Raw genomic sequence first — 19,192 nt, 5'->3', positions numbered from 1 at the left:
ATGGGTCTGAATACGTCGGCCGAGGCGCCGCTGCCGGTTGGCCAGGTGTCCCGGCTCATCGGGGGCTGGATCGAGCGCCTCGGTCAGGTGTGGGTGGAGGGGCAGATCACCCAGCTCTCGCGGCGGCCGGGGGCGGGGGTGGTCTTCCTGACCCTGCGCGATCCGTCGCACGACATCTCGGTCAGCGTGACCTGCTTCCGCCAGGTCTACGACGAGGTCGCGGACGCGGTGTCGGAGGGCGCGCGCGTCGTCGTACTGGCGAAGCCGGAGTGGTACGCGCCGCGCGGACAGCTGTCCCTGCGGGCCACGGAGATACGGCCCGTCGGCATCGGTGAGCTGCTGGCCCGGCTGGAGCGGCTGAAACGGTCCCTCGCGTCGGAGGGGCTGTTCGCGCTGGACCGCAAGAAGCCGCTGCCCTTCCTGCCGCAGCTGGTGGGCCTGGTGGTCGGCCGGGCCTCGGCGGCCGAGCGCGACGTGCTGGAGAACGCCCGGCGCCGCTGGCCGGCGGTCCGCTTCGAGGTGCGCAACGTGGCCGTCCAGGGCGTCCACGCGGTGCCCCAGGTGATCCAGGCGGTCAAGGAGCTCGACGCGCTGGACGAGGTCGACGTGATCATCGTGGCGCGCGGCGGCGGCAGCGTGGAGGACCTGCTGCCGTTCTCCGACGAGGAGGTCGTACGGGCCGTCGCCGCGGCCCGCACCCCGGTGGTCTCGGCCATCGGCCACGAGCCGGACTCCCCGCTGCTCGATCTGGTCGCGGACCTGCGCGCCTCGACGCCCACGGACGCGGCGAAGAAGGTGGTCCCGGACGTCGGCGAGGAGCTGGAGCGCGTACGGCAGCTGCGCGAGCGGGGGCTGCGTGCCGTGCGCGGGCTGCTCGACCGGGAGGAGCGGGGCCTCGCGCACGCCCTCGGCCGGCCCGTCTTCGTCCATCCGCAGCGGATGGTGGAGACCCGGGAGGACGAGCTGGAGGCGCTGCTGGCCCGCAGCCGCAGGACACTGGGGCACCTTCTGGACCGGGCGGATTCGGAGCTGAGGCACACCCTGGCCCGGGTGGTGGCGCTGTCCCCCGCGGCGACGCTGGAGCGGGGTTACGCGGTGCTCCAGCGGGCCGACGGGCACGTGGTGCGCTCGTCGGAGGAGGTCGCGGCGGGCGAGGTGCTGCACGCACGGGTGGCGCAGGGCGCCTTCTCCGTGGAGGTCCGCGCCGAGGAGGCCGCGGAGTCCTCCGGCGGCGGGGACGACGGTTCCGGATGATGCCGGGAAGCCGGTACACGCACGCAACATGTTCGCCGCACTGCACACATGAGGTGGGAAACGGGAATGGCTGAGACGGATACGGCGCTGGGGTACGAGCAGGCCAGGGACGAGCTCATCGAGGTGGTCCGCAAGCTGGAGGCGGGCGGTACCTCCCTGGAGGACTCCCTCGCGCTCTGGGAGCGCGGCGAGGAGCTGGCCAAGGTCTGCCGGCACTGGCTGGAGGGGGCCCGGGCCCGGCTGGACTCGGCGCTGGCGGCCCGTGACGGTGAGGCGGAGTCCGGCCGGGAGTGAGCCGGGGCGGCCGGGGACGAGCCGGGCCGTACCGGGGTGAGACGGGGCCGGGGTGTCCCGGCCGGGGCGGCCGGGAGTGAGTCCGGTCACCCGCCCCGGCCATTTAGTTGAAAATTCATCTACTTTCGCCGTACAGTCGGGGACATCGCTTCACCACACGCATGGAAGAAGGCTTTCCCGATGTCTCTCGTTCTTGACTCCGCGACCCAGGACCTGCTGTTCCGCGAGGCCCGCACCGCCAACTCGTTCTCCGACGAGCCGGTGACCGAGGAGCAGGTCCAGGCCATCTACGAGCTGGTGAAGTACGGCCCCACCGCCTTCAACGCGACCCCGCTGCGCATCACCCTGGTCCGGTCCCCCGAGGCCCGCGAGCGCCTCGTGCAGCACATGGCCGCCGGCAACCAGGCCAAGACCGCCGCCGCTCCGCTGGTCGCGATCCTCTCCGCGGACAACGAGTTCCACGAGGAACTGCCGGCGCTGCTGCCGCACTTCCCCCAGGCGAAGGACGCCTTCTTCTCCGAGCGCCCGGTCCGCGAGCAGTCCGCACAGCTGAACGCCGCCCTGCAGGCCGCCTACTTCATCGTCGGCGTCCGCGCCGCCGGCCTGGCCGCGGGCCCGATGACCGGCGCCGACTTCGCCGGCATCCAGAAGGAGTTCCTGGACGCCGACCACACCCCGCTGATGGTCGTCAACATCGGCAAGCCCGGCGAGGACGCCTGGTTCGACCGCTCGCCGCGCCTGGCCTTCGACCAGGTCGTCACCACCGTCTGAGCCCGGCGGGCGGCGCGAGGCCGTACGTGGGCAGACGGAAGGCCGCGCACCCCCGGACCGGGGTGCGCGGCCTTCCGTCTGCGTACGTACCGCCGCCGCTACGCGCCCTGCTTGAACTCCAGGGACGCCGCGAGCACGCCGAGCTGCTCGAAGGGTGCGGTGCCGGTGACCACCGTGACGTAGCCCTGCTCCCGGCGCACCAGGGCGTCGTACTTCTCGCCCTCCCAGCGCTCCCAGGTCCGGTCGCCGACCTGCTGCGTCTGGCCGGTGGCCTCCGCCTTGCGGGTGAGCTTGGCGATGGTCTTGGCCGAGGGGTCGCTGGACTGCTCCACCGCGGCGTACTCCTTCTCCGGGTCGAGGAAGCCCAGGTGCCAGCCGTCGGCGTCCTTGCGGTCGTACGAGACCGAGGTCGCCCGCCACTCCGGCGCGAGCCCCACGGGCACGGCGACGGGATACGGCGCCGCGCGCCGGGCCGTGCTCGACTCCACCCGGTAGTCGACCGGACGCGTCGGGTCGGCCTTCTCGTCGTGCGGGATGAAGATGTAGATACCCGCCACGACGAGCCCGATCACCGCCAGCGAGCGGATCATGTCCAGAACCGTCTGCTTGCCCCTCATGTTCGCCACGGCACCATCGTCCCGCATCACCGGGAGCGATCACCGCCGGGGTCCCCCCGGCAGCCCGCCCGGACGAGGGCAAGATGTCCGCTCAGGCCAAACCGCTGACCGATATTCCGCTCATACGTGACCCGCTCTGCTCAATATGTCGACCTACCGATAGAGTTCCAGCACCCTCACATCCCGGCCGTCGTCGTACAGAAAGGTGCGCTCCGATGACCGAGCACAACCTGCCGCCCCAGCTCGAAGTCTCTCCGGAGGCCCCCGACCGCAATCTCGCCCTGGAACTCGTCCGAGTGACCGAGGCCGCCGCCATGGCCGCGGGCCGGTGGGTCGGGCGCGGCGACAAGCTCGGCGCCGACGGCGCCGCGGTCAACGCGATGCGGACCCTGATCTCCACCGTCTCGATGAACGGCGTCGTCGTCATCGGCGAGGGCGAGAAGGACGAAGCCCCGATGCTGTTCAACGGCGAGCGGGTCGGCGACGGCACCGGCGCCGAGGTCGACATCGCCGTGGACCCGATCGACGGCACCACCCTGAACGCCAAGGGCATGCCGAACGCGATCGCCGTCCTGGCCGCCGCCGACCGCGGCACCATGTTCGACCCGTCCGCGGTCTTCTACATGGAGAAGCTGGTCACCGGCCCGGAGGCCGCCGACTTCGTCGACATCAACGCCCCCGTCTCGGTGAACATCCGCCGGGTCGCCAAGGCCAAGAACATGGCCGTCGAAGACGTCACCGTGGTCATCCTCGACCGCCCGCGGCACGAGGGCATCGTCAAGGAGATCCGCGAGACCGGCGCGCGGATCAAGTTCATCTCGGACGGCGACGTCGCGGGCTCGGTCATGGCGGTGCGCGAGGGCACCGGCGTGGACCTGCTCCTCGGCATCGGCGGCACCCCCGAGGGCATCATCTCGGCCTGCGCCATCAAGTGCCTCGGCGGCACCATCCAGGGCAAGCTGTGGCCGAAGGACGAGGCCGAGCGCCAGAAGGCCATCGACGCGGGCCACGACCTGGACCGGGTCCTGCACACCAACGACCTGGTGTCCGGCGAGAACGTCTTCTTCGTCGCCACCGGCATCACGGACGGCGAGCTGCTGCGCGGCGTCCACTACCGCTCGGAGACCGCGACCACGTCCTCGCTGGTCATGCGCTCGAAGTCGGGCACGATCCGGCAGATCGACTCCACGCACCGCCTGTCGAAGCTGCGCGCGTACAGCGCGATCGACTTCGACCGCGCGCAGTAGGAACGGGCGGCGCCCCAGTCGGCGCCGCACGCGAGAGGGGCGGCCCCGTGCGGGGGACCGCCCCTCTCGCGCACCCGCGCCCGGAGGTCCGGGCACGGCTGGTACGGCGTGCGGGCGTACGGGGATCAGGGGTCGGGAGATGCGGGCGGGGTACGGGCGGGGGTGCGGGCTCAGCCCGCGGCGGCGATCGGTCCGGCGCCGGGCGTCTGGCGCAGCTCCGCAGCCCGGCGGCGCATCCGCGCCAGGACCACACGGCGCTCGGCGGCCGTCAGCCCGCCCCAGACCCCGTACGGCTCGGGCTGGAGCAGGGCGTGCTCACGGCAGGCGACCATCACGGGGCAGCGGGCGCAGACGCGCTTGGCGGCCTCCTCGCGGGACAGCCGGGCCGCGGTCGGCTCCTTGGAGGGGGCGAAGAAGAGTCCCGCCTCGTCGCGGCGGCACACCGCCTCCGCGTGCCACGGGCCGTCCTCCACCCTGGCCGGCACCCGCGGCTTCGGCACGGCGGCCTGGCGCCCCTGGAAGCTCTGGACGGCGGCAACCTGCAGGGACTGATGCGGCGGATGCGGCACGGTCTACTCCTGACGACGGATACGCGAGCGAGAGACGATGCACCTGTCCCTACCCGCTGTGCGCGCCCCTATGCACTGGGTGCCGCCGAGGGCCGGAGGATCGTCCGAAACGCGACGCCCGCGCACCCCCTCAGCGGACGGACCACGCCGTGCCCCGGGTCAGCCGTCCGTCCGCTTGCGCAGCTTGCGCGCCAGGTCCACCAGGCGGGCGCCGAGCTTGGGCCGCGCCTCGATGTTGCCGAGCAGGGAGAAGCCGCGGACGATCACGACGGGCGCCTGCGGGTCGGTCTCCGCGCGGCCCTGGCCGCGCACCTCGAAATTGCCGAGGAAGCCGCTGCCGTATCCGCGCAGGGCGACGTTCTCCGGGACCAGGATCTCGACGTTCCCGAGCACGCTGACCACGTTGATCTCGGTGACCTGCTGGGCGAAGACCGCCTCGGTCAGGTCGATGGTGATGTCGCCCATGACCGAGACCGCCCGGGTGTGCGGGCCGGGCCGCCAGCGGCCCCTGCGGGCGGAGCTGCTGCACACCGCCACGACGGTCTCGGTGGCGGCCGGGGCGGCCGCGGCGGGCACCGGGTGGGCCGCGGGGGTGTGGTCCGTGCCGGGCACGGGCAGATCCCGTACGAGCACCTCCAGTTCGCCCACCGTCTTGACGGCGTAGAGCGAGTCGAGGCGCTCGGAGTGCTCGTCCGCGTCCAGCCGGCCTTCGGCGAGGGCGTCGGCCAGGATCTCCGCGATCCGGTCCCGGTCGGCGTCGGAGGCGCGCAGCTCGGCGGGGGCAGGGGCGGCGGGGTGCTTTTCCAGGTCCACGCCACCAGCATAGCGAGACACGATAGATCGCGATACTGCCGAATGAGCCTTACCTCACAGACACGGCCCCGTCGGGAGGTCCTACGCTGGTGGACTGCGCTGCCAATTGGTCGTCAGTGCTGTCTGCCGAGTGAGGAATGACTGCCGTCATGCCAGAGTTTGCGTACACCGACCTGCTGCCCCTGGGCGAGGACACCACCCCGTACCGGCTGGTGACCGCCGAGGGCGTGTCCACCTTCGAGGCGGACGGCCGTACGTTCCTCAAGGTCGAGCCGGAGGCGCTGCGCAAGCTCGCCGAAGAGGCCGTCCACGACATCCAGCACTTCCTGCGCCCGGCACACCTCGCGCAGCTGCGCCGCATCATCGACGACCCCGAGGCCTCCTCGAACGACAAGTTCGTGGCCCTGGACCTGCTGAAGAACGCGAACATCGCGGCGGCCGGCGTGCTCCCGATGTGCCAGGACACCGGCACGGCCATCGTGATGGGCAAGCGCGGCCAGAACGTGCTCACCGAAGGCGGCGACGAGGCGGCCCTCTCGCGCGGCATCTACGACGCCTACACGCGGCTGAACCTGCGCTACTCGCAGATGGCCCCGATCACCATGTGGGAGGAGAAGAACACCGGCTCGAACCTGCCCGCGCAGATCGAGCTGTACGCGACCGACGGCGGCGCGTACAAGTTCCTCTTCATGGCCAAGGGCGGCGGCTCGGCCAACAAGTCCTTCCTCTACCAGGAGACGAAGGCGGTCCTCAACGAGGCCTCCATGATGAAGTTCCTGGAGGAGAAGATCCGCTCGCTCGGTACGGCGGCCTGCCCGCCCTACCACCTGGCGATCGTCGTCGGCGGCACCTCCGCCGAGCACGCGCTCAAGACCGCGAAGTACGCCTCGGCGCACTACCTGGACGAACTGCCGCGCGAAGGCTCGCCGCTGGGCCACGGCTTCCGCGACGAGGCGCTGGAGCAGCAGGTCTTCGAACTCACGCAGAAGATCGGCATCGGCGCGCAGTTCGGCGGCAAGTACTTCTGCCACGACGTCCGCGTCGTCCGCCTCCCTCGCCACGGCGCCTCGCTGCCCGTCGCGATCGCCGTGTCCTGCTCGGCCGACCGCCAGGCGACCGCGAAGATCACCGCCGAGGGCGTCTTCCTGGAGCAGCTGGAGACGGACCCGGCGCGATTCCTGCCGGACACCACCGACGAGCACCTGAACGACTCCGCCGACGTGGTCTCCATCGACCTGAACCAGCCGATGGACGACATCCTGGCGACCCTCACCAAGCACCCGGTGAAGACCCGCCTGTCCCTGACCGGTCCGCTGGTCGTGGCGCGCGACATCGCGCACGCCAAGATCAAGGAACTGCTGGACTCGGGCGCACCGATGCCGCAGTACCTGAAGGACCACCCGGTCTACTACGCCGGCCCCGCGAAGACCCCCGAGGGCTACGCCTCCGGTTCCTTCGGCCCGACCACGGCCGGGCGCATGGACAGCTACGTCGAGCAGTTCCAGGCGGCGGGCGGCTCCAAGGTCATGCTGGCCAAGGGCAACCGCTCGCAGCAGGTGACGAACGCGTGCGGCACGCACGGCGGCTTCTACCTGGGCTCGATCGGCGGCCCGGCGGCGCGGCTCGCCCAGGACTGCATCAAGAAGGTCGAGGTCCTGGAGTACGAGGAGCTCGGCATGGAGGCGGTCTGGAAGATCGAGGTCGAGAACTTCCCGGCCTTCATCGTCGTGGACGACAAGGGCAACGACTTCTTCCAGAACCCGGCCCCGGAACCGACGTTCACCCACATCCCGGTACGCGGCCCGGGCCTGTAACGCGGGCCCCGGCCGGCCGGCAGGGGAAGTCCCCGGAGCGGGGCCAGATCACCGTGGCCCCGCTGTCCCCGGGGGGAGCCGCCCACCGGGGGCGCGCCCTGCGCAGGAGGCACGGCGGCGACCGGTAGCGGCTCCGGGCACGCAACCGCCGGGAGTACCTCCCCGTGCGCGAGGCCGGCCACGAGGACCGCTGTGTCACCGTCACGGTCGAGGAATCCGGCATCGGCCGGTGGAGCGCATCGAAGGGCCGGACGCGGGCGCGGGCTCCTCCCCCGTTCGGCGGAGAGGCTCCCTCCCTGTCGGCCGGTCGGCAGACGGATCACCGGTGGGGTCCCGGCGAGGCTGTTCCCGTACCGAACAGCAGACCTCGCACCGGGAGTTCACGATGCCGGACCCCGAGGGGAAGAGCGGCATGCCGACGCCACGCCCGGGGCGAGGTGACCGTGTACCACTGCTCGCCCGAGCACGACGTCACCGGCACGTCCGAGGCTGAGGTGGACTGCCCGGTCACGGGCGGCAGGACCGCGACGGTCAGCGCCGTGGTCACCAGGCCGAACGCCGGCTCGGTGGGCAGGCGGTGACCCGGGCCGGGTTCGAGGTCACCCCGGCCCCGCTAGCACCGCGCCCGAAGCCGTAGCGGCACGGCGGCGGCGCCGACCTGTCCGGGCGGGCGCCGCCCTGCGGTTAACGTCGGGGACACGGGCACGCGCCCGCCCGTTCATCCCGGTTCGCAAGGATCTCCCGCATGGCTGTCACGTCCTCCCCCCGCACCGCCCGCGCGACGCGCGTGGTCGCCCACCGCGGGGCCTCCCACGAGCACCCCGAGCACACGCTGGCCGCGTACCGGCAGGCCGTCGCGGACGGGGCCGACGCGCTCGAATGCGACGTACGGCTCACCGCGGACCACCAGCTGGTCTGCGTGCACGACCGGCGGGTCGAGCGGACCTCCGACGGGCGGGGCGCCGTCTCCGGGATGACGTACGCGGAACTCCGCGCCCTCGACTTCGGGGCGTGGAAGGGCGAGGAGCACGCCGGGGCACGGGTCCTGCTCTTCGAGGACCTGCTGCGGGAGGCACTGGCCGCACCCCGGCCGGTCGGCCTCGCCGTGGAGACCAAGCACCCGACGCGCGCGGGCGGCCGGCTGGAGGCCGAGCTGGTGCGAATGCTCCGGGCGTACGGGCTGGCGGACGGGGCCTCGGGCCTCGTCGAGGTGATGAGCTTCTCGCGGACCGCGCTGACCCGGCTGCACCGGCTCGCGCCCGGGCTGCCGGCCGTGTACCTCGTCGAGCGCAGGATCCGCCCGCCGCGGCCCCCGTACGCGACCCATGCGGGCCCCGGCATCGACCTGGTCCGGCAGGACCCGGCGCTGGTGGCGCGGCTGAGGGCCAGGGGGCTGTCGGTGCGGGTGTGGACCGTGGACGACCCCGAGGACGTGGAGCTGTGCGTCCGGCTCGGGGTGGACACGATCATCACCAACCGGCCGCGGGAGGTGCGCAAGCTGCTCGCGGACATGTGAACACCCGGCCGGGATGCGCCGGCCGGGTGTGGGGGGTCTTCGGTGGAGCGGGGCGGTGTCCTACACGAAGCGCTGGGCCGCGGAACCGTTGCAGGTCTGCAGGCGCAGCGGTTCACGGGCCGCGGAGACCGTCAGGCAGGTGCCGGGGGCAGCCGCGGGGCGGAGGGTGGCGCCGTCACGGACGAACTGCTGGTTCGCGCCGCCGTGGCAGTTCCAGAGGACCAGGGCGGTGCCGTTGCCGTAGGCCGCGCCGGGCACGTCGAGGCAGCGGTCCTGGGTCAGTTCGACGTGGACGGACTTACGGGCGGTGTCGTACCACCAACCCTGGTTGCGGCCGCCGTGGCAGTCCCAGCCCGTGACGGGCGTGCCGTTGGCGCTGGAAGCCGCCTTCGCGTCGAGGCAGTTGCCGTTCGCCTCGTTCTTCAGGGGCTTGAACTTGTCGTCCCAGGCGCCGGCTTGGAGGACCGGGGTGCCGGTGCTCGCGGGGTCGGCGCAGGAGGCCTCGCGCAGGCCCGAGCCGTACAGCTGGGTCAGGCAGGACGCGAAGGCGCCGTGACCGCGGTAGTTGGGGTGGAAGGACTGCCGGGCGGTGTTCTCGTCCCACGGGAAGTGGTCGCCGAGGTCCAGGTAGAGGCCCCGGGCCCAGGTGTCCTCCATGCACACCTCGTGCCCGTGGAAGAGCCGCGAGTTGTCCAGGTAGACGGCGCCGGAGTTGCGGGCGGCCTCGCGCATCCCCTTCTCGAAGGCGGGCACCGCGTGGTTGCGGCCCCAGGTGGCGTCGGAGTCGTAGCCGGCGCAGCCTCCGGGGAGCTTGCCGGGGAAGTTCGGGTTGTCGCCGAAGTCGGGGCCGATGGGGCTGGGGTAGCCCATCACGACCAGCTTGTAGTCGGAGTCGGCGTAGCCGGCGTCGCGCATGACGGTCTTGAGGTCGGCGACGGTGGACTCGACCTTGGGCCGCAGTCCGTCGACGCGCGCCTGCCAGCCCGGCGCGTACTTGGGCTCGCAGGTACCCTGGCTGAGCACCCACCGGGTGACGCAGTCGGTCATGACCGGGCCGAACTGGAGGTCGTCGTTGGCGCCGGCGACGAGCAGCACCATCTTGATCTTCGTATTGCGTGCCTTGACGGCCAGGCTGTCGCTCTGCACCAGCTCGTCGGCGTACTGCTTGCTGCCACCGATCCTGATGTTGCCGGTGTACCCGCCGGAGCAGGCCACGTTGAAGGTGAGGTCGGCCGGGATGCCGGTGCGGTGGATCGCCGCGTCGGGCGAGCGGTGGCACTGGTTGGCCGGGGTGTTGGTGGCGGGGTCGTAGGTGCCGATGCCCTCGCCCGAGATCTCGCTGTCGCCGAGGGAGATGAGCCCGGTCCTGCGCTCGCCCATCGGCCGGACCGCCGGGTCCCCGTAGATCCTGGTGGCCTCCGCGGCGCGTACGGCCTCCAGCTCGGGTGGGAGGGGGGTGGCCCGGGGGGCCGCCCCCGCGGTGGGGGCCGCCTGGGCCATGGGGGTGATGGCGGTGACGCCCCCGAGGGCGGCCGCGGCCGCCGCGATGGCGGCGAGGGTAGATCTGAGCCTGGGTTTCATCTGTGCGCGTGCCATGAACGCCTCCCCGAATGCCGGTGTTACCCCCGGTATTTACTGGTCGGTAGGGGAGATGGGAACACTCCGAACAAGACAATTGCTCAACTTTTTGAGGAGGCCACGAACATGACAGAAGATCAGCAGGCCGATGCGTTCCGGACCGAGCACGACTCCATGGGTGACGTACAGGTGCCGCGGGACGCCAAATGGCGGGCCCAGACGCAGCGGGCGGTGGAGAACTTCCCCATCTCGGGGCTGCGTCTGGAGCGCGCCCACATCGAGGCCCTCGCCCGGATCAAGGCCGCCGCGGCCGCGGTGAACGCGCGGCTCGGCGTGGTGGACCAGGACGTCGCCGACGCAATCGTCTCCGCCGCGAACGAGGTCGCGGACGGCCGCTGGGACGAGCACTTCCCGGTGGACGTCTTCCAGACCGGCTCCGGAACCTCGTCCAACATGAACGCCAACGAGGTGATCGCCACCCTGGCCACCGAGCGCCTGGGCCGCGATGTCCACCCCAACGACCACGTCAACGCCTCGCAGAGCTCCAACGACGTGTTCCCCTCCTCCATCCACATCGCCGCCACCGCGGCCGTCACCGGCGAACTGATCCCGGCCCTGGAGCACCTGGCCGCGGCGATGGAGCACAAGGCCGCCGAGTTCGCGCAGGTCGTCAAGGCCGGCCGGACCCACCTGATGGACGCCACCCCGGTCACCCTGGGCCAGGAGTTCGGCGGGTACGCCGTCCAGATCGGCTACGGCGTCGAACGGCTGCGCGCTGCCCTGCCGCGCCTCGCCGAACTCCCCCTCGGCGGTACCGCGGTCGGCACCGGGATCAACACCCCGCCCGGCTTCTCCGCAGCGGTGATCGCGGAGGTGGCCGCCGCCACCGGCCTGCCGCTGACCGAGGCCCGCAACCACTTCGAGGCCCAGGGGGCGCGGGACGCACTGGTGGAGACCTCGGGGATGCTCCGCACGGTCGCCGTCTCGCTCACGAAGATTTCCAACGATCTCCGCTGGATGGCCTCCGGACCGCGCACGGGATTGGCCGAAATCAATCTCCCGGATCTGCAGCCGGGCTCCTCGATCATGCCGGGGAAGGTCAATCCGGTCGTCCCGGAAGCGGTCCTGATGGTCTGTGCCCAGGTGATGGGGAACGACGCGGCGGTCACCGTGGCCGGCGCCTCGGGCAACTTCGAGCTGAACGTGATGCTCCCGGTGATGGCCAGGAACCTCCTCGAGTCGATCCGGCTGCTCGGCAGCGCGAGCCGCCTGCTGGCGGACCGCACGGTCGACGGAATCACCGCCAACGTGGCGCGGGCCAGGGAGTACGCGGAGTCCTCGCCCTCGGTGGTGACCCCGCTGAACCGCTGGATCGGCTACGAGGAGGCCGCCAAGGTCGCCAAGAAGGCCCTCGCCGAGCGCAAGACGATCAGGGAGGTCGTGCTGGAGTCCGGCTACGTGGACCGCGGCGACCTCACCCTGGAGCAGCTCGACGAGGCCCTGGACGTCCTGCGGATGACGCACCCCTGACCGGACCTCCGGAGGGGCCGGATTCGGTCGATTACCGTCCCCGGCCCCCTCCGTGACCTGCACCGCAGCGGGCGCGGGGGCCCCAGCCCTAAGATCTGCGCATGACAGGTACCTTCCGGCCCGGGGGCGGCGCCGAGCACGACGGCCCGCAGGACGCGCGCTGGGCTCCCGGGGAGCAGATCCTGTGGCGCTACCGCGACCACGCCCCGGGGCTGAAGGGCCCGGTGCACATCTGCCGCCCGGTGACCGTGGTGCAGGACACCGACGAGCTGCTCGCCGTGTGGATGGCGCCCGGCACCGAGTGCGTCAAACCGGTCCTCGCCGACGGCACCCCCGTCCACGAGGAGCCGCTCGTCACCCGCTACACCGCGCCGCGCACCACCGTGCGCTCGCGCTGGTTCGGCGGGGGCGTGCTGAAGCTGGCCCGGCCCGGGGACCCCTGGTCGGTGTGGCTGTTCTGGGGGAACGGCTGGCGGTTCAAGAACTGGTACGTGAACCTGGAGGAGCCGCTGTCCCGCTGGTCCGGCGGGGTGGACTCCGAGGACCATTTCCTGGACATCGCCGTCTACCCGGACCGCAGCTGGAAGTGGCTGGACGAGGACGAGTTCGCCCAGGCGCAGCGTTCGGGCCTGATGGACCGCGAGCAGGCGCGGCGGGTCCGGGACGCCGGGCGCGCGGCCGTCGAGGTGATCACGCGGTGGGGGGCTCCGTTCGCCGACGGCTGGCAGGACTGGCGGCCGGATCCGGCCTGGGGGGTTCCGGTCCTGCCCGAGGACTGGGACCGCACCCCGGCGCATATGACCTCATGAGACCCTTGATGCGCCCCGGGGGTTCAAACGTAGGATCGTCCTCCGCAAGACCGCGCGCGCGGAGCGGTGCGCTCGGGCAGTACATCCGTAAGTGCCGTGCCGTACGCGGAACTTGACCGGAGGTCAACGCAGGGCCAGAGCTGACGAGGGGCGCAGTCCCCGCGGACGGAATGTGGGCGGGGCTCCCCCCGGACGGAGTTTGGGGGAGGATTGGCGGGGTGATGGTGCCCCGGCCGCTGAGCGGGTATACCGCGACTGACCGAGTTGAGTGCAGCGCACATCGAGCGCAAACGGACGGAATTCCACGCGTGACGGAGTACCCCACCTCCCAGGAGGGCCCGCAGCCTGCCGCGGCCACCGCGGCCACGGCCCCGGGCGGTTCCGGCCTGCCCTTCGCCTCCGGCGCGGCGCACCGCTCGCACCGCGAGCTCGACCATGCCGCGGCCGCCGCGGCCGCCGCCGGTGCGGGTACGGACGAGCCCGGCCACGGCAAGGCACCCGTCCCGGCCGTCGAGGCCACCCGCCCGGAGATCCCGGCGGCCCGCACCCGGAGCGAGGGTGACGGCGGCCCGCTCGACGCCGGCGCCGCGATAGGGGCGGCCGGCTCCGGCACCTCGGATGCCGCCGCCTCCGGTCCGGCGGGCGGAGCGGCCGGGGACGAGGCCGCGCGGCGCGACGTCGACGCCGCCCGCAGCGCGGCCGCCGGACCGGAGGCCGCGGAGGCCGCCGAGCCCGCCCGCGGCACGCCGGCCGGTGACACCGTGGCCCGCCGCGAGGGGGACCGGCTGCGCTTCGTCGGCGCCGCCACCCGGCGGATCGCCCGCGGCATCGACCTCGACGAGATCGTGCTCGGCCTGTGCCGGGCCACCGTGCCGACCTTCTCCGACGCGATCCTCGTCTACCTCCGCGACCCGCTCCCGGTCGGGGACGAGCGTCCCGTCGGCCCCGTCGTGTTAAGGCTCCGGCGCACCGACCGGCTCCGGCCGATCGACGACCTCACCGACATCGGCAGCACCATCGGCGCGGGGATGGACCTCGCCGGGGCCGCGGGGGCCACCGGCGAGCTCGACTTCAGCCAGCTGCCGCTCGTCGGCCCGCAGGGCGACCTGCCCGCTGCCGAGCTGTGCGAGATCAAGACCGGCGGCGCCCTCGCCGAGGTGCTGCGCGGCGTACGGCCCGTGTTCGGGTCCTCCGCCGCCGCGAAGGCCGCCCTGCCCGAGCTGCTGGGCCTGGACCACCCGCTGCCGCGCGGCAACCGGGCCGTCCTCGCTCCGCTGCGGGGCCGCCGCCGGGTGATCGGCGCGGCCGTCTTCCTGCGCAGCCCCGAACGGCCCGCCTTCGAGCAGAACGACCTCCTGGTCGCCGCCCAGCTGGCCACCCACACGGCGCTCGGCATCGACAAGGCCGTGCTGTACGGCCGCGAGGCGTACATCGCCGACGAGCTCCAGCGCACCATGCTGCCCGACAGCCTGCCGCAGCCCACCGGGGTGCGGCTCGCCTCCCGCTACCTGCCCGCGGCCGAGACGGCGCGGGTCGGCGGCGACTGGTACGACGCGATACCGCTGCCCGGCAGCCGGGTCGCGCTCGTCGTCGGCGACGTCATGGGCCACTCGATGACCTCCGCCGCCATCATGGGGCAGCTGCGCACCACCGCGCAGACCCTGGCCCAGCTGGACCTGCCGCCGGCCGAGGTCCTGCACCACCTGGACGAGCAGGCCCAGCGGCTGGGCTCCGACCGGATGGCCACCTGCCTGTACGCGGTCTACGACCCGGTCTCGCACCGGATCACCATCGCCAACGCCGGGCACCCGCCGCCGGTGCTGCTGCACCTGGGCGGCCGGGCCGAGGTGCTGCGGGTGCCGCCCGGCGCCCCCATCGGGGTGGGCGGCGTGGACTTCGAAGCGGTGGAGCTGGACGCGCCCGCCGGGGCCACCCTGCTGCTGTACACCGACGGACTGGTGGAGTCGCGGCTGCGGGACGTGTGGACCGGCATCGAGCAGCTCCGCGAGCGCCTGGCCACCACGGCGCAGCTGACCGGGCTGGACCATCCGCCGCCGCTGGAGGCCCTGTGCGACGACGTGCTGGACATGCTCGGCCCGGGCGACCGGGACGACGACATCGCGCTGCTCGCGGCCCGCTTCGACGGGATCGCGCCCAGCGACGTCGCGTACTGGTTCCTGGACCCGGAGGAGACCGCTCCGGGCCGGGCCCGGCGGTTCGCCCGCCGCGCCCTGACCCGGTGGGGCCTGGAGGAGCTCCAGGACTCCCTGGAGCTCCTGGTGAGTGAGGTGGTCACCAATGCCGTCCGGTACGCGGAACGGCCGGTGACCCTGCGTCTGCTGCGGACGGACGTGCTGCGCTGCGAGGTCGGCGACGACTCCCCGCAGCTGCCGCGCCAGCGCCGGGCCCGGGACACCGACGAGGGCGGCCGCGGCCTGTTCCTGGTGAACCGGATGGCCCGCCGCTGGGGCGCCACCCGGCTGAGCAGCGGCAAGGTGGTCTGGTTCGAGCTCCCGCTGCCGCTCGAGCGGCGCTGACCGGGCAGCCGCGACGGAGCGGAGCCCCCGCACGACGGACGCCGCCCCGCAGCCCGAAGGCTGCGGGGCGGCGTCCGTCGTCTCACCCGGAGGTCAGCGGTCCTCCGGCTGCGGGAACAGCGGCGGGTCCGGCGGCTTGGGGCCGCTCTTGGTCGGCGTCGGGGTCGGCGTCGGCGTGGGCGTCGGCGACGGCGACTTCGGCGGGGTGTTGCTCGGGTCCGGCGACCGGGTGGTGCTCTTCGTCGGGTCCGGGCTGCTCGGCGGCGGGCTGCTGCTCGCCGGCGGGTTGGAGGACGGGCTCGTCGACGGCGCCGGCGAGCTGGTGCGGGACGGCGCCACCGGGACGCCCATCTCGGCCTCCGACAGGTCGAACTTGTCGGTGTCCGTGCCCTTCAGCACGGCCAGCGTGTACGCCTTCCAGATCTCCGCGGGGAAGCTGGAGCCGCCGGCCCGGCCTCCGCCGGCGGTGCCGGTCAGGGTGACCTGCTTGTGCGTGCCCGGCTCCTCGCCGAACATCGCGACGACGGTGACCAGTTCGGGCGTGTACCCGGTGAACCAGCCCGCGACGTTGGACTCGGTGGTACCGGTTTTGCCGGCGGCCTGGTAAGCGCTGCTCTGGACCTTGTTGCCGGAGCCTTCGTCGACCACGCCCGTGAGCACCTTGGTCACGGTGTCGGCGGTCTGGCGGCTGATGGCCTGCGCGCCGACGGCGGGGGCCGGCGTGTACTCGCGGTCCCGGTGCTCGGCGCTCTTGATGATGGTCGGCGTGACCTTCTTGCCGTGGTGGTCGAAGGTGGCGTAGACGGCGGCCATCTCGACGGTGTTGGCGCTCATGGTGCCCAGCGACATGGCCGGCTTGTCCTCGGGCCAGCCCTTGCGGTCCTTCATGCCGAGCGCGAGCGCCGTCTTCTTCACGGCGGGCGGCTTCACGTCCACGATCATCTGCGCGTAGACGGAGTTCACCGAGTAGTTGGTGGCCTCCTGGACGGAGATCTCCTTGCCGAAGTCCTTGTCGTCCTGGTTCTGCGGGTTGAACGGGATCTTGCTGCCGACCACCTGGCGCTTGCTGGTGCCGTCGTAGAGCGTGTTCGGGTTGATCGGCTTGCCGTCCTGGGTGGTCGCTCCGGTCTCCAGGGCGGCGGCGAGCACGATCGGCTTGAAGGTCGAGCCCGGCTGGTAGTCGGTGCGCAGGGCGTTGCTCGCGGACTTCTCCGCCAGGCCCTGGCCGCCGTACATGGCGACGATCGCGCCGGTCTTGGGGTCCACCGAGGTGGCGCCGGCCTGGACGCTCTGGTCCTGGGGGCGGTTCTTGGTGTCCTTGCGGTCGAGCTTGGACTCCAGCTCGTCCTGGACGGCCTTCTCCAGCGCTTCCTGCTTCTTCTTGTCGACGTTGAGCGTGATCTCCCAGCCGCCGGCCGCGATCTCGGCGTCGGTGACGTCCTGCCGGTTCATCTCTTCGTTGGCGGCCTGGACCAGGTAGCCCTTCTGGCCGTCCATGCCCGGGGTGGGCTTGGGCTTGATGGGCTCCTGGAACTTCAGTTCCTTGCGCTTGGCCGCGTCCAGCTCGCCCATCTCGACCATGTTGTCGAGGACGGCGTTGAAGCGGATCATGACCAGCGACTTGCCGTTCGGGCCGGCGGTGGCCCAGTCGTACTGGCTGGGTGCCTGGATGACGGCGGCGAGGTACGCGCCCTGCTCCAGGGTCAGCTTGTCCGCGTCGACGCCGTAGAAGGCCTGGGCCGCGGACTGGATCCCGTACGCGTTGCGTCCGTAGAAGTTGGTGTTCAGGTACCCCTCGAGGATGTCGTCCTTCTCCATGCGCTGGTCGACCTTGAGGGCGATCACCAGCTCACGGACCTTGCGGGTCGGGGACTGGTCCTGCGTCAGGTAGTAGTTCTTCACGTACTGCTGGGTGATGGTCGAGCCGCCGGCGGTGCCCTTGCCGCGGACCGTGTTGTACAGGCCGCGGGCCACACCCATCAGGTCGATGCCCTGGTCCTGGTAGAAGGACTTGTTCTCGATGGCGATGAACGCGGTGCGGACCTCGGGCGGGATCTTGTCGATCGGCACGTTCGAGCGGTTCGTCTTGCCGACCTGGGCCATGATCGAGCCGTCGGCCCACTTGTACGTGTTGCTCTGCTGGGTGGCCTGCAGGTTCGGGTCGGTGGGCTCGTCCACGGAGAAGTAGAGGATGACCGCCGCGGCCATGAGGACCAGGATCCCCCCGAGGAAGGTCCCGAGGATCGTCTTCCAGGTGAAGAACCGGCGTATGCCGCTGCGCTTGGCGCCGCTCCCCTCGCCCTTGGTGCGTCCGGTCGGCGCCCGCCGCGCACCGCGCTGCTGCTGCGCCTTACGCGCTTCTGCTCGGCCCATCGCTCCCGCTCCGCTCGATTACCCCCCGACGTCAGCTCAGAAAGCTAACACCGCAGGCTGTGACAAAGGTTGGCCAACCAAGGCCAATAACGGTCAATTCGGACGTGAGAATCAGCACCCACACCAGTGGAACCGACGCACGTGAACGCCTAAGAGTTGCCGACCCGTGCCATCTACGCAAAAAAGTGATATCACTTTGCTAGACGGCCCGATCGGCCGCGACTCAGGGAAACGGGGCAAAAGATGACGAACTCGGTCACCACGGTGGATGGGGTACGGGAATTCCCGGCACGCAGCACCGGCGGCGGCATCGCCCTGCTGCTCGGTCTGGCGGGCATCGCGGCGGGGGCGGGCCTGATCGTGGTCGGAGCGATGGCGTCGGGAGCCGCCCTCGTGACGCTCCTGATCACGGCCGGCTGCCTCCTGGCCACCGCGGCGTTCGTCGCGACGACGGGACTGAACATGGTGGCGCCGGGCGAGGCCCGGGTGGTCCAGCTCTTCGGCCGCTACCGGGGGACGCTCCGCACGGACGGGCTGCACTGGGTCAACCCGCTGACCACCCGGGAGAAGATCTCCACGAGGGTCCGCAACCACGAGACGGCCGTCCTGAAGGTCAACGACGCGTACGGCAACCCGATCGAGCTCGCGGCGGTCGTGGTGTGGAAGGTCGAGGACACCGCGCGGGCCTCCTTCGAGGTCGAGGACTTCACCGAGTTCGTCGAGACGCAGACCGAGGCGGCCGTACGGCACATCGCGATCGAGTACCCGTACGACGCCCACGAGGAGGGCGGCCTGTCGCTCCGCGGCAACGCCGAGGAGATCACCGAGAAGCTGGCCGTCGAGCTGAGCACGCGGGTGGAAGCGGCCGGCGTCCACATCATCGAGTCCCGCTTCACCCACCTCGCGTACGCCCCCGAGATCGCCTCCGCGATGCTCCAGCGCCAGCAGGCCGGCGCGGTCGTGGCGGCGCGCAAGCAGATCGTCGAGGGCGCGGTCGGTATGGTCGAGCTGGCCCTGACCCGCCTGGCGGAGGAGGAGATCGTGGAACTGGACTCGGAGCGCAAGGCCGCCATGGTCTCCAACCTCATGGTGGTCCTCTGCGGTGACCGCGCCGCGCAGCCGGTGCTCAACACGGGCACCCTCTACCAGTGACCCCGCCCGGCGCGCCGCCCCCGTCCGGCCCCGCGCCCGAGCCCGAACCCCGGGCCGGGGCCCGGGCGGCGGGCCGGCAGGCCCGCAAGCAGGTGCTGCTGCGGCTCGACCCCCAGGTCCACGACGCCCTCACCCGCTGGGCGGGCGAGGAGCTTCGCAGCGCGAACGCGCAGATCGAGTTCCTCCTGCGGAGGGCGCTGGCCGAGGCGGGCCGGCTGCCCGGCGGGGCGGGTCCGATCCCGCCGCGCGGGCGTCCCCGTACGCCGCCGGGAGCTTGAGAGCGGGACGGGCGGGGCGCGGCCGAGCAGGACTCGGCCG

The 19,192-nt window shown here is 72.0% G+C and carries 16 protein-coding genes; 11 read left to right on the top strand and 5 right to left on the bottom strand.

What is annotated here, in order from left to right; translation table 11 throughout:
• The 3 genes from xseA (at position 1) to ACFWUZ_RS14280 (ending at position 2,319) form a co-directional block, all read left to right on the top strand.
• A complete protein-coding gene (gene xseA, locus ACFWUZ_RS14290) occupies positions 1–1,254 on the top strand; it encodes an exodeoxyribonuclease VII large subunit (protein WP_384371840.1) in 1,254 nt (417 codons plus the stop codon).
• A 66-nt stretch (positions 1,255–1,320) separates the two neighbouring features.
• A complete protein-coding gene (locus ACFWUZ_RS14285; protein ID WP_384371838.1) occupies positions 1,321–1,548 on the top strand; it encodes an exodeoxyribonuclease VII small subunit in 228 nt (75 codons plus the stop codon).
• A gap of 180 nt (positions 1,549–1,728) precedes the next feature.
• The gene (locus tag ACFWUZ_RS14280) at positions 1,729–2,319 is read left to right on the top strand and encodes a malonic semialdehyde reductase (protein ID WP_384371836.1); all 591 of its coding nucleotides are present in this window, start codon (positions 1,729–1,731) and stop codon (positions 2,317–2,319) included.
• A 98-nt stretch (positions 2,320–2,417) separates the two neighbouring features.
• Here ACFWUZ_RS14280 and ACFWUZ_RS14275 read toward each other — a convergent pair whose 3' ends face one another.
• On the bottom strand, positions 2,418–2,936 hold the full coding sequence (locus ACFWUZ_RS14275; RefSeq protein WP_384372210.1) for a DUF4245 domain-containing protein: 519 nt from the start codon (positions 2,934–2,936) through the stop codon (positions 2,418–2,420).
• 215 nt (positions 2,937–3,151) lie between these two features.
• On the opposite strand from ACFWUZ_RS14275, the gene glpX reads away from it, so the two are divergent.
• Entirely contained in the window at positions 3,152–4,183 is a 1,032-nt protein-coding gene (gene glpX, locus ACFWUZ_RS14270; protein WP_054221849.1) for a class II fructose-bisphosphatase, read from the top strand.
• A gap of 170 nt (positions 4,184–4,353) precedes the next feature.
• On the opposite strand, the gene ACFWUZ_RS14265 is transcribed toward glpX, so the two are convergent.
• Both ACFWUZ_RS14265 and ACFWUZ_RS14260 read right to left on the bottom strand, forming a co-directional pair.
• Positions 4,354–4,752 carry a WhiB family transcriptional regulator gene (locus ACFWUZ_RS14265; protein WP_384371833.1) on the bottom strand — a complete coding sequence of 133 codons (399 nt, stop codon included), beginning with the start codon at positions 4,750–4,752 and terminating at the stop codon, positions 4,354–4,356.
• 159 nt (positions 4,753–4,911) lie between these two features.
• The gene (locus ACFWUZ_RS14260; protein WP_384371831.1) at positions 4,912–5,565 is read right to left on the bottom strand and encodes a DUF1707 domain-containing protein; all 654 of its coding nucleotides are present in this window, start codon (positions 5,563–5,565) and stop codon (positions 4,912–4,914) included.
• Between the two features lie 149 nt (positions 5,566–5,714).
• Here ACFWUZ_RS14260 and ACFWUZ_RS14255 point away from each other — a divergent pair, with 149 nt between their 5' ends.
• Positions 5,715–7,379, top strand: coding sequence for a fumarate hydratase (locus ACFWUZ_RS14255; protein WP_384371829.1), 1,665 nt, complete (start codon positions 5,715–5,717; stop codon positions 7,377–7,379).
• A gap of 745 nt (positions 7,380–8,124) precedes the next feature.
• Positions 8,125–8,895 carry a glycerophosphodiester phosphodiesterase gene (locus tag ACFWUZ_RS14250; protein WP_384371827.1) on the top strand — a complete coding sequence of 257 codons (771 nt, stop codon included), beginning with the start codon at positions 8,125–8,127 and terminating at the stop codon, positions 8,893–8,895.
• Between the two features lie 60 nt (positions 8,896–8,955).
• On the opposite strand, the gene ACFWUZ_RS14245 is transcribed toward ACFWUZ_RS14250, so the two are convergent.
• Positions 8,956–10,491 carry a ricin-type beta-trefoil lectin domain protein gene (locus ACFWUZ_RS14245; protein WP_384371825.1) on the bottom strand — a complete coding sequence of 512 codons (1,536 nt, stop codon included), beginning with the start codon at positions 10,489–10,491 and terminating at the stop codon, positions 8,956–8,958.
• Positions 10,492–10,599: 108 nt separating this feature from the next.
• On the opposite strand from ACFWUZ_RS14245, the gene ACFWUZ_RS14240 reads away from it, so the two are divergent.
• From ACFWUZ_RS14240 to ACFWUZ_RS14230, 3 genes are all read left to right on the top strand, one after another.
• Positions 10,600–12,003: a class II fumarate hydratase gene (locus tag ACFWUZ_RS14240; protein WP_384371823.1), complete on the top strand. Its 1,404-nt coding sequence runs from the start codon at positions 10,600–10,602 to the stop codon at positions 12,001–12,003.
• Between the two features lie 101 nt (positions 12,004–12,104).
• A complete protein-coding gene (locus tag ACFWUZ_RS14235; RefSeq protein ID WP_384371821.1) occupies positions 12,105–12,812 on the top strand; it encodes a DUF402 domain-containing protein in 708 nt (235 codons plus the stop codon).
• A gap of 308 nt (positions 12,813–13,120) precedes the next feature.
• Positions 13,121–15,349 carry a SpoIIE family protein phosphatase gene (locus ACFWUZ_RS14230; RefSeq protein ID WP_384371819.1) on the top strand — a complete coding sequence of 743 codons (2,229 nt, stop codon included), beginning with the start codon at positions 13,121–13,123 and terminating at the stop codon, positions 15,347–15,349.
• A gap of 93 nt (positions 15,350–15,442) precedes the next feature.
• On the opposite strand, the gene ACFWUZ_RS14225 is transcribed toward ACFWUZ_RS14230, so the two are convergent.
• On the bottom strand, positions 15,443–17,722 hold the full coding sequence (locus ACFWUZ_RS14225) for a transglycosylase domain-containing protein (RefSeq protein ID WP_384371817.1): 2,280 nt from the start codon (positions 17,720–17,722) through the stop codon (positions 15,443–15,445).
• Positions 17,723–17,965: 243 nt separating this feature from the next.
• Between ACFWUZ_RS14225 and ACFWUZ_RS14220 the strand changes: the two genes are divergently transcribed.
• On the top strand, positions 17,966–18,874 hold the full coding sequence (locus ACFWUZ_RS14220) for an SPFH domain-containing protein (RefSeq protein ID WP_384371815.1): 909 nt from the start codon (positions 17,966–17,968) through the stop codon (positions 18,872–18,874).
• Entirely contained in the window at positions 18,871–19,152 is a 282-nt protein-coding gene (locus ACFWUZ_RS14215; protein ID WP_384371813.1) for a hypothetical protein, read from the top strand. The genes ACFWUZ_RS14220 and ACFWUZ_RS14215 overlap by 4 nt, the downstream gene beginning before the upstream one ends.
• Positions 19,153–19,192: the final 40 nt, after the last annotated feature.

This window comes from Streptomyces sp. NPDC058646, assembly GCF_042716875.1.
In the GTDB taxonomy this organism is placed as follows: Bacteria; Actinomycetota; Actinomycetes; order Streptomycetales; family Streptomycetaceae; genus Streptomyces.
The sequence above is the reverse complement of the archived record's forward strand: the minus strand, read 5'-3'. Positions and strand labels throughout refer to the sequence as shown.

Excerpts from the sequence above, each read along its gene's own strand:
- xseA (WP_384371840.1), top strand. The coding sequence starts at position 1 with ATGGGTCTGAATACGTCGGCCGAGGCGCCGCTGCCGGTTGGCCAGGTG.
- ACFWUZ_RS14280 (WP_384371836.1), top strand. The coding sequence starts at position 1,729 with ATGTCTCTCGTTCTTGACTCCGCGACCCAGGACCTGCTGTTCCGCGAG.
- glpX (WP_054221849.1), top strand. The coding sequence starts at position 3,152 with ATGACCGAGCACAACCTGCCGCCCCAGCTCGAAGTCTCTCCGGAGGCC.
- ACFWUZ_RS14275 (WP_384372210.1), bottom strand. The coding sequence starts at position 2,936 with ATGAGGGGCAAGCAGACGGTTCTGGACATGATCCGCTCGCTGGCGGTG.
- ACFWUZ_RS14255 (WP_384371829.1), top strand. The coding sequence starts at position 5,715 with ATGCCAGAGTTTGCGTACACCGACCTGCTGCCCCTGGGCGAGGACACC.
- ACFWUZ_RS14250 (WP_384371827.1), top strand. The coding sequence starts at position 8,125 with ATGGCTGTCACGTCCTCCCCCCGCACCGCCCGCGCGACGCGCGTGGTC.
- ACFWUZ_RS14225 (WP_384371817.1), bottom strand. The coding sequence starts at position 17,722 with ATGGGCCGAGCAGAAGCGCGTAAGGCGCAGCAGCAGCGCGGTGCGCGG.
- ACFWUZ_RS14285 (WP_384371838.1), top strand. The coding sequence starts at position 1,321 with ATGGCTGAGACGGATACGGCGCTGGGGTACGAGCAGGCCAGGGACGAG.
- ACFWUZ_RS14245 (WP_384371825.1), bottom strand. The coding sequence starts at position 10,491 with ATGGCACGCGCACAGATGAAACCCAGGCTCAGATCTACCCTCGCCGCC.
- ACFWUZ_RS14235 (WP_384371821.1), top strand. The coding sequence starts at position 12,105 with ATGACAGGTACCTTCCGGCCCGGGGGCGGCGCCGAGCACGACGGCCCG.
- ACFWUZ_RS14220 (WP_384371815.1), top strand. The coding sequence starts at position 17,966 with ATGACGAACTCGGTCACCACGGTGGATGGGGTACGGGAATTCCCGGCA.
- ACFWUZ_RS14240 (WP_384371823.1), top strand. The coding sequence starts at position 10,600 with ATGACAGAAGATCAGCAGGCCGATGCGTTCCGGACCGAGCACGACTCC.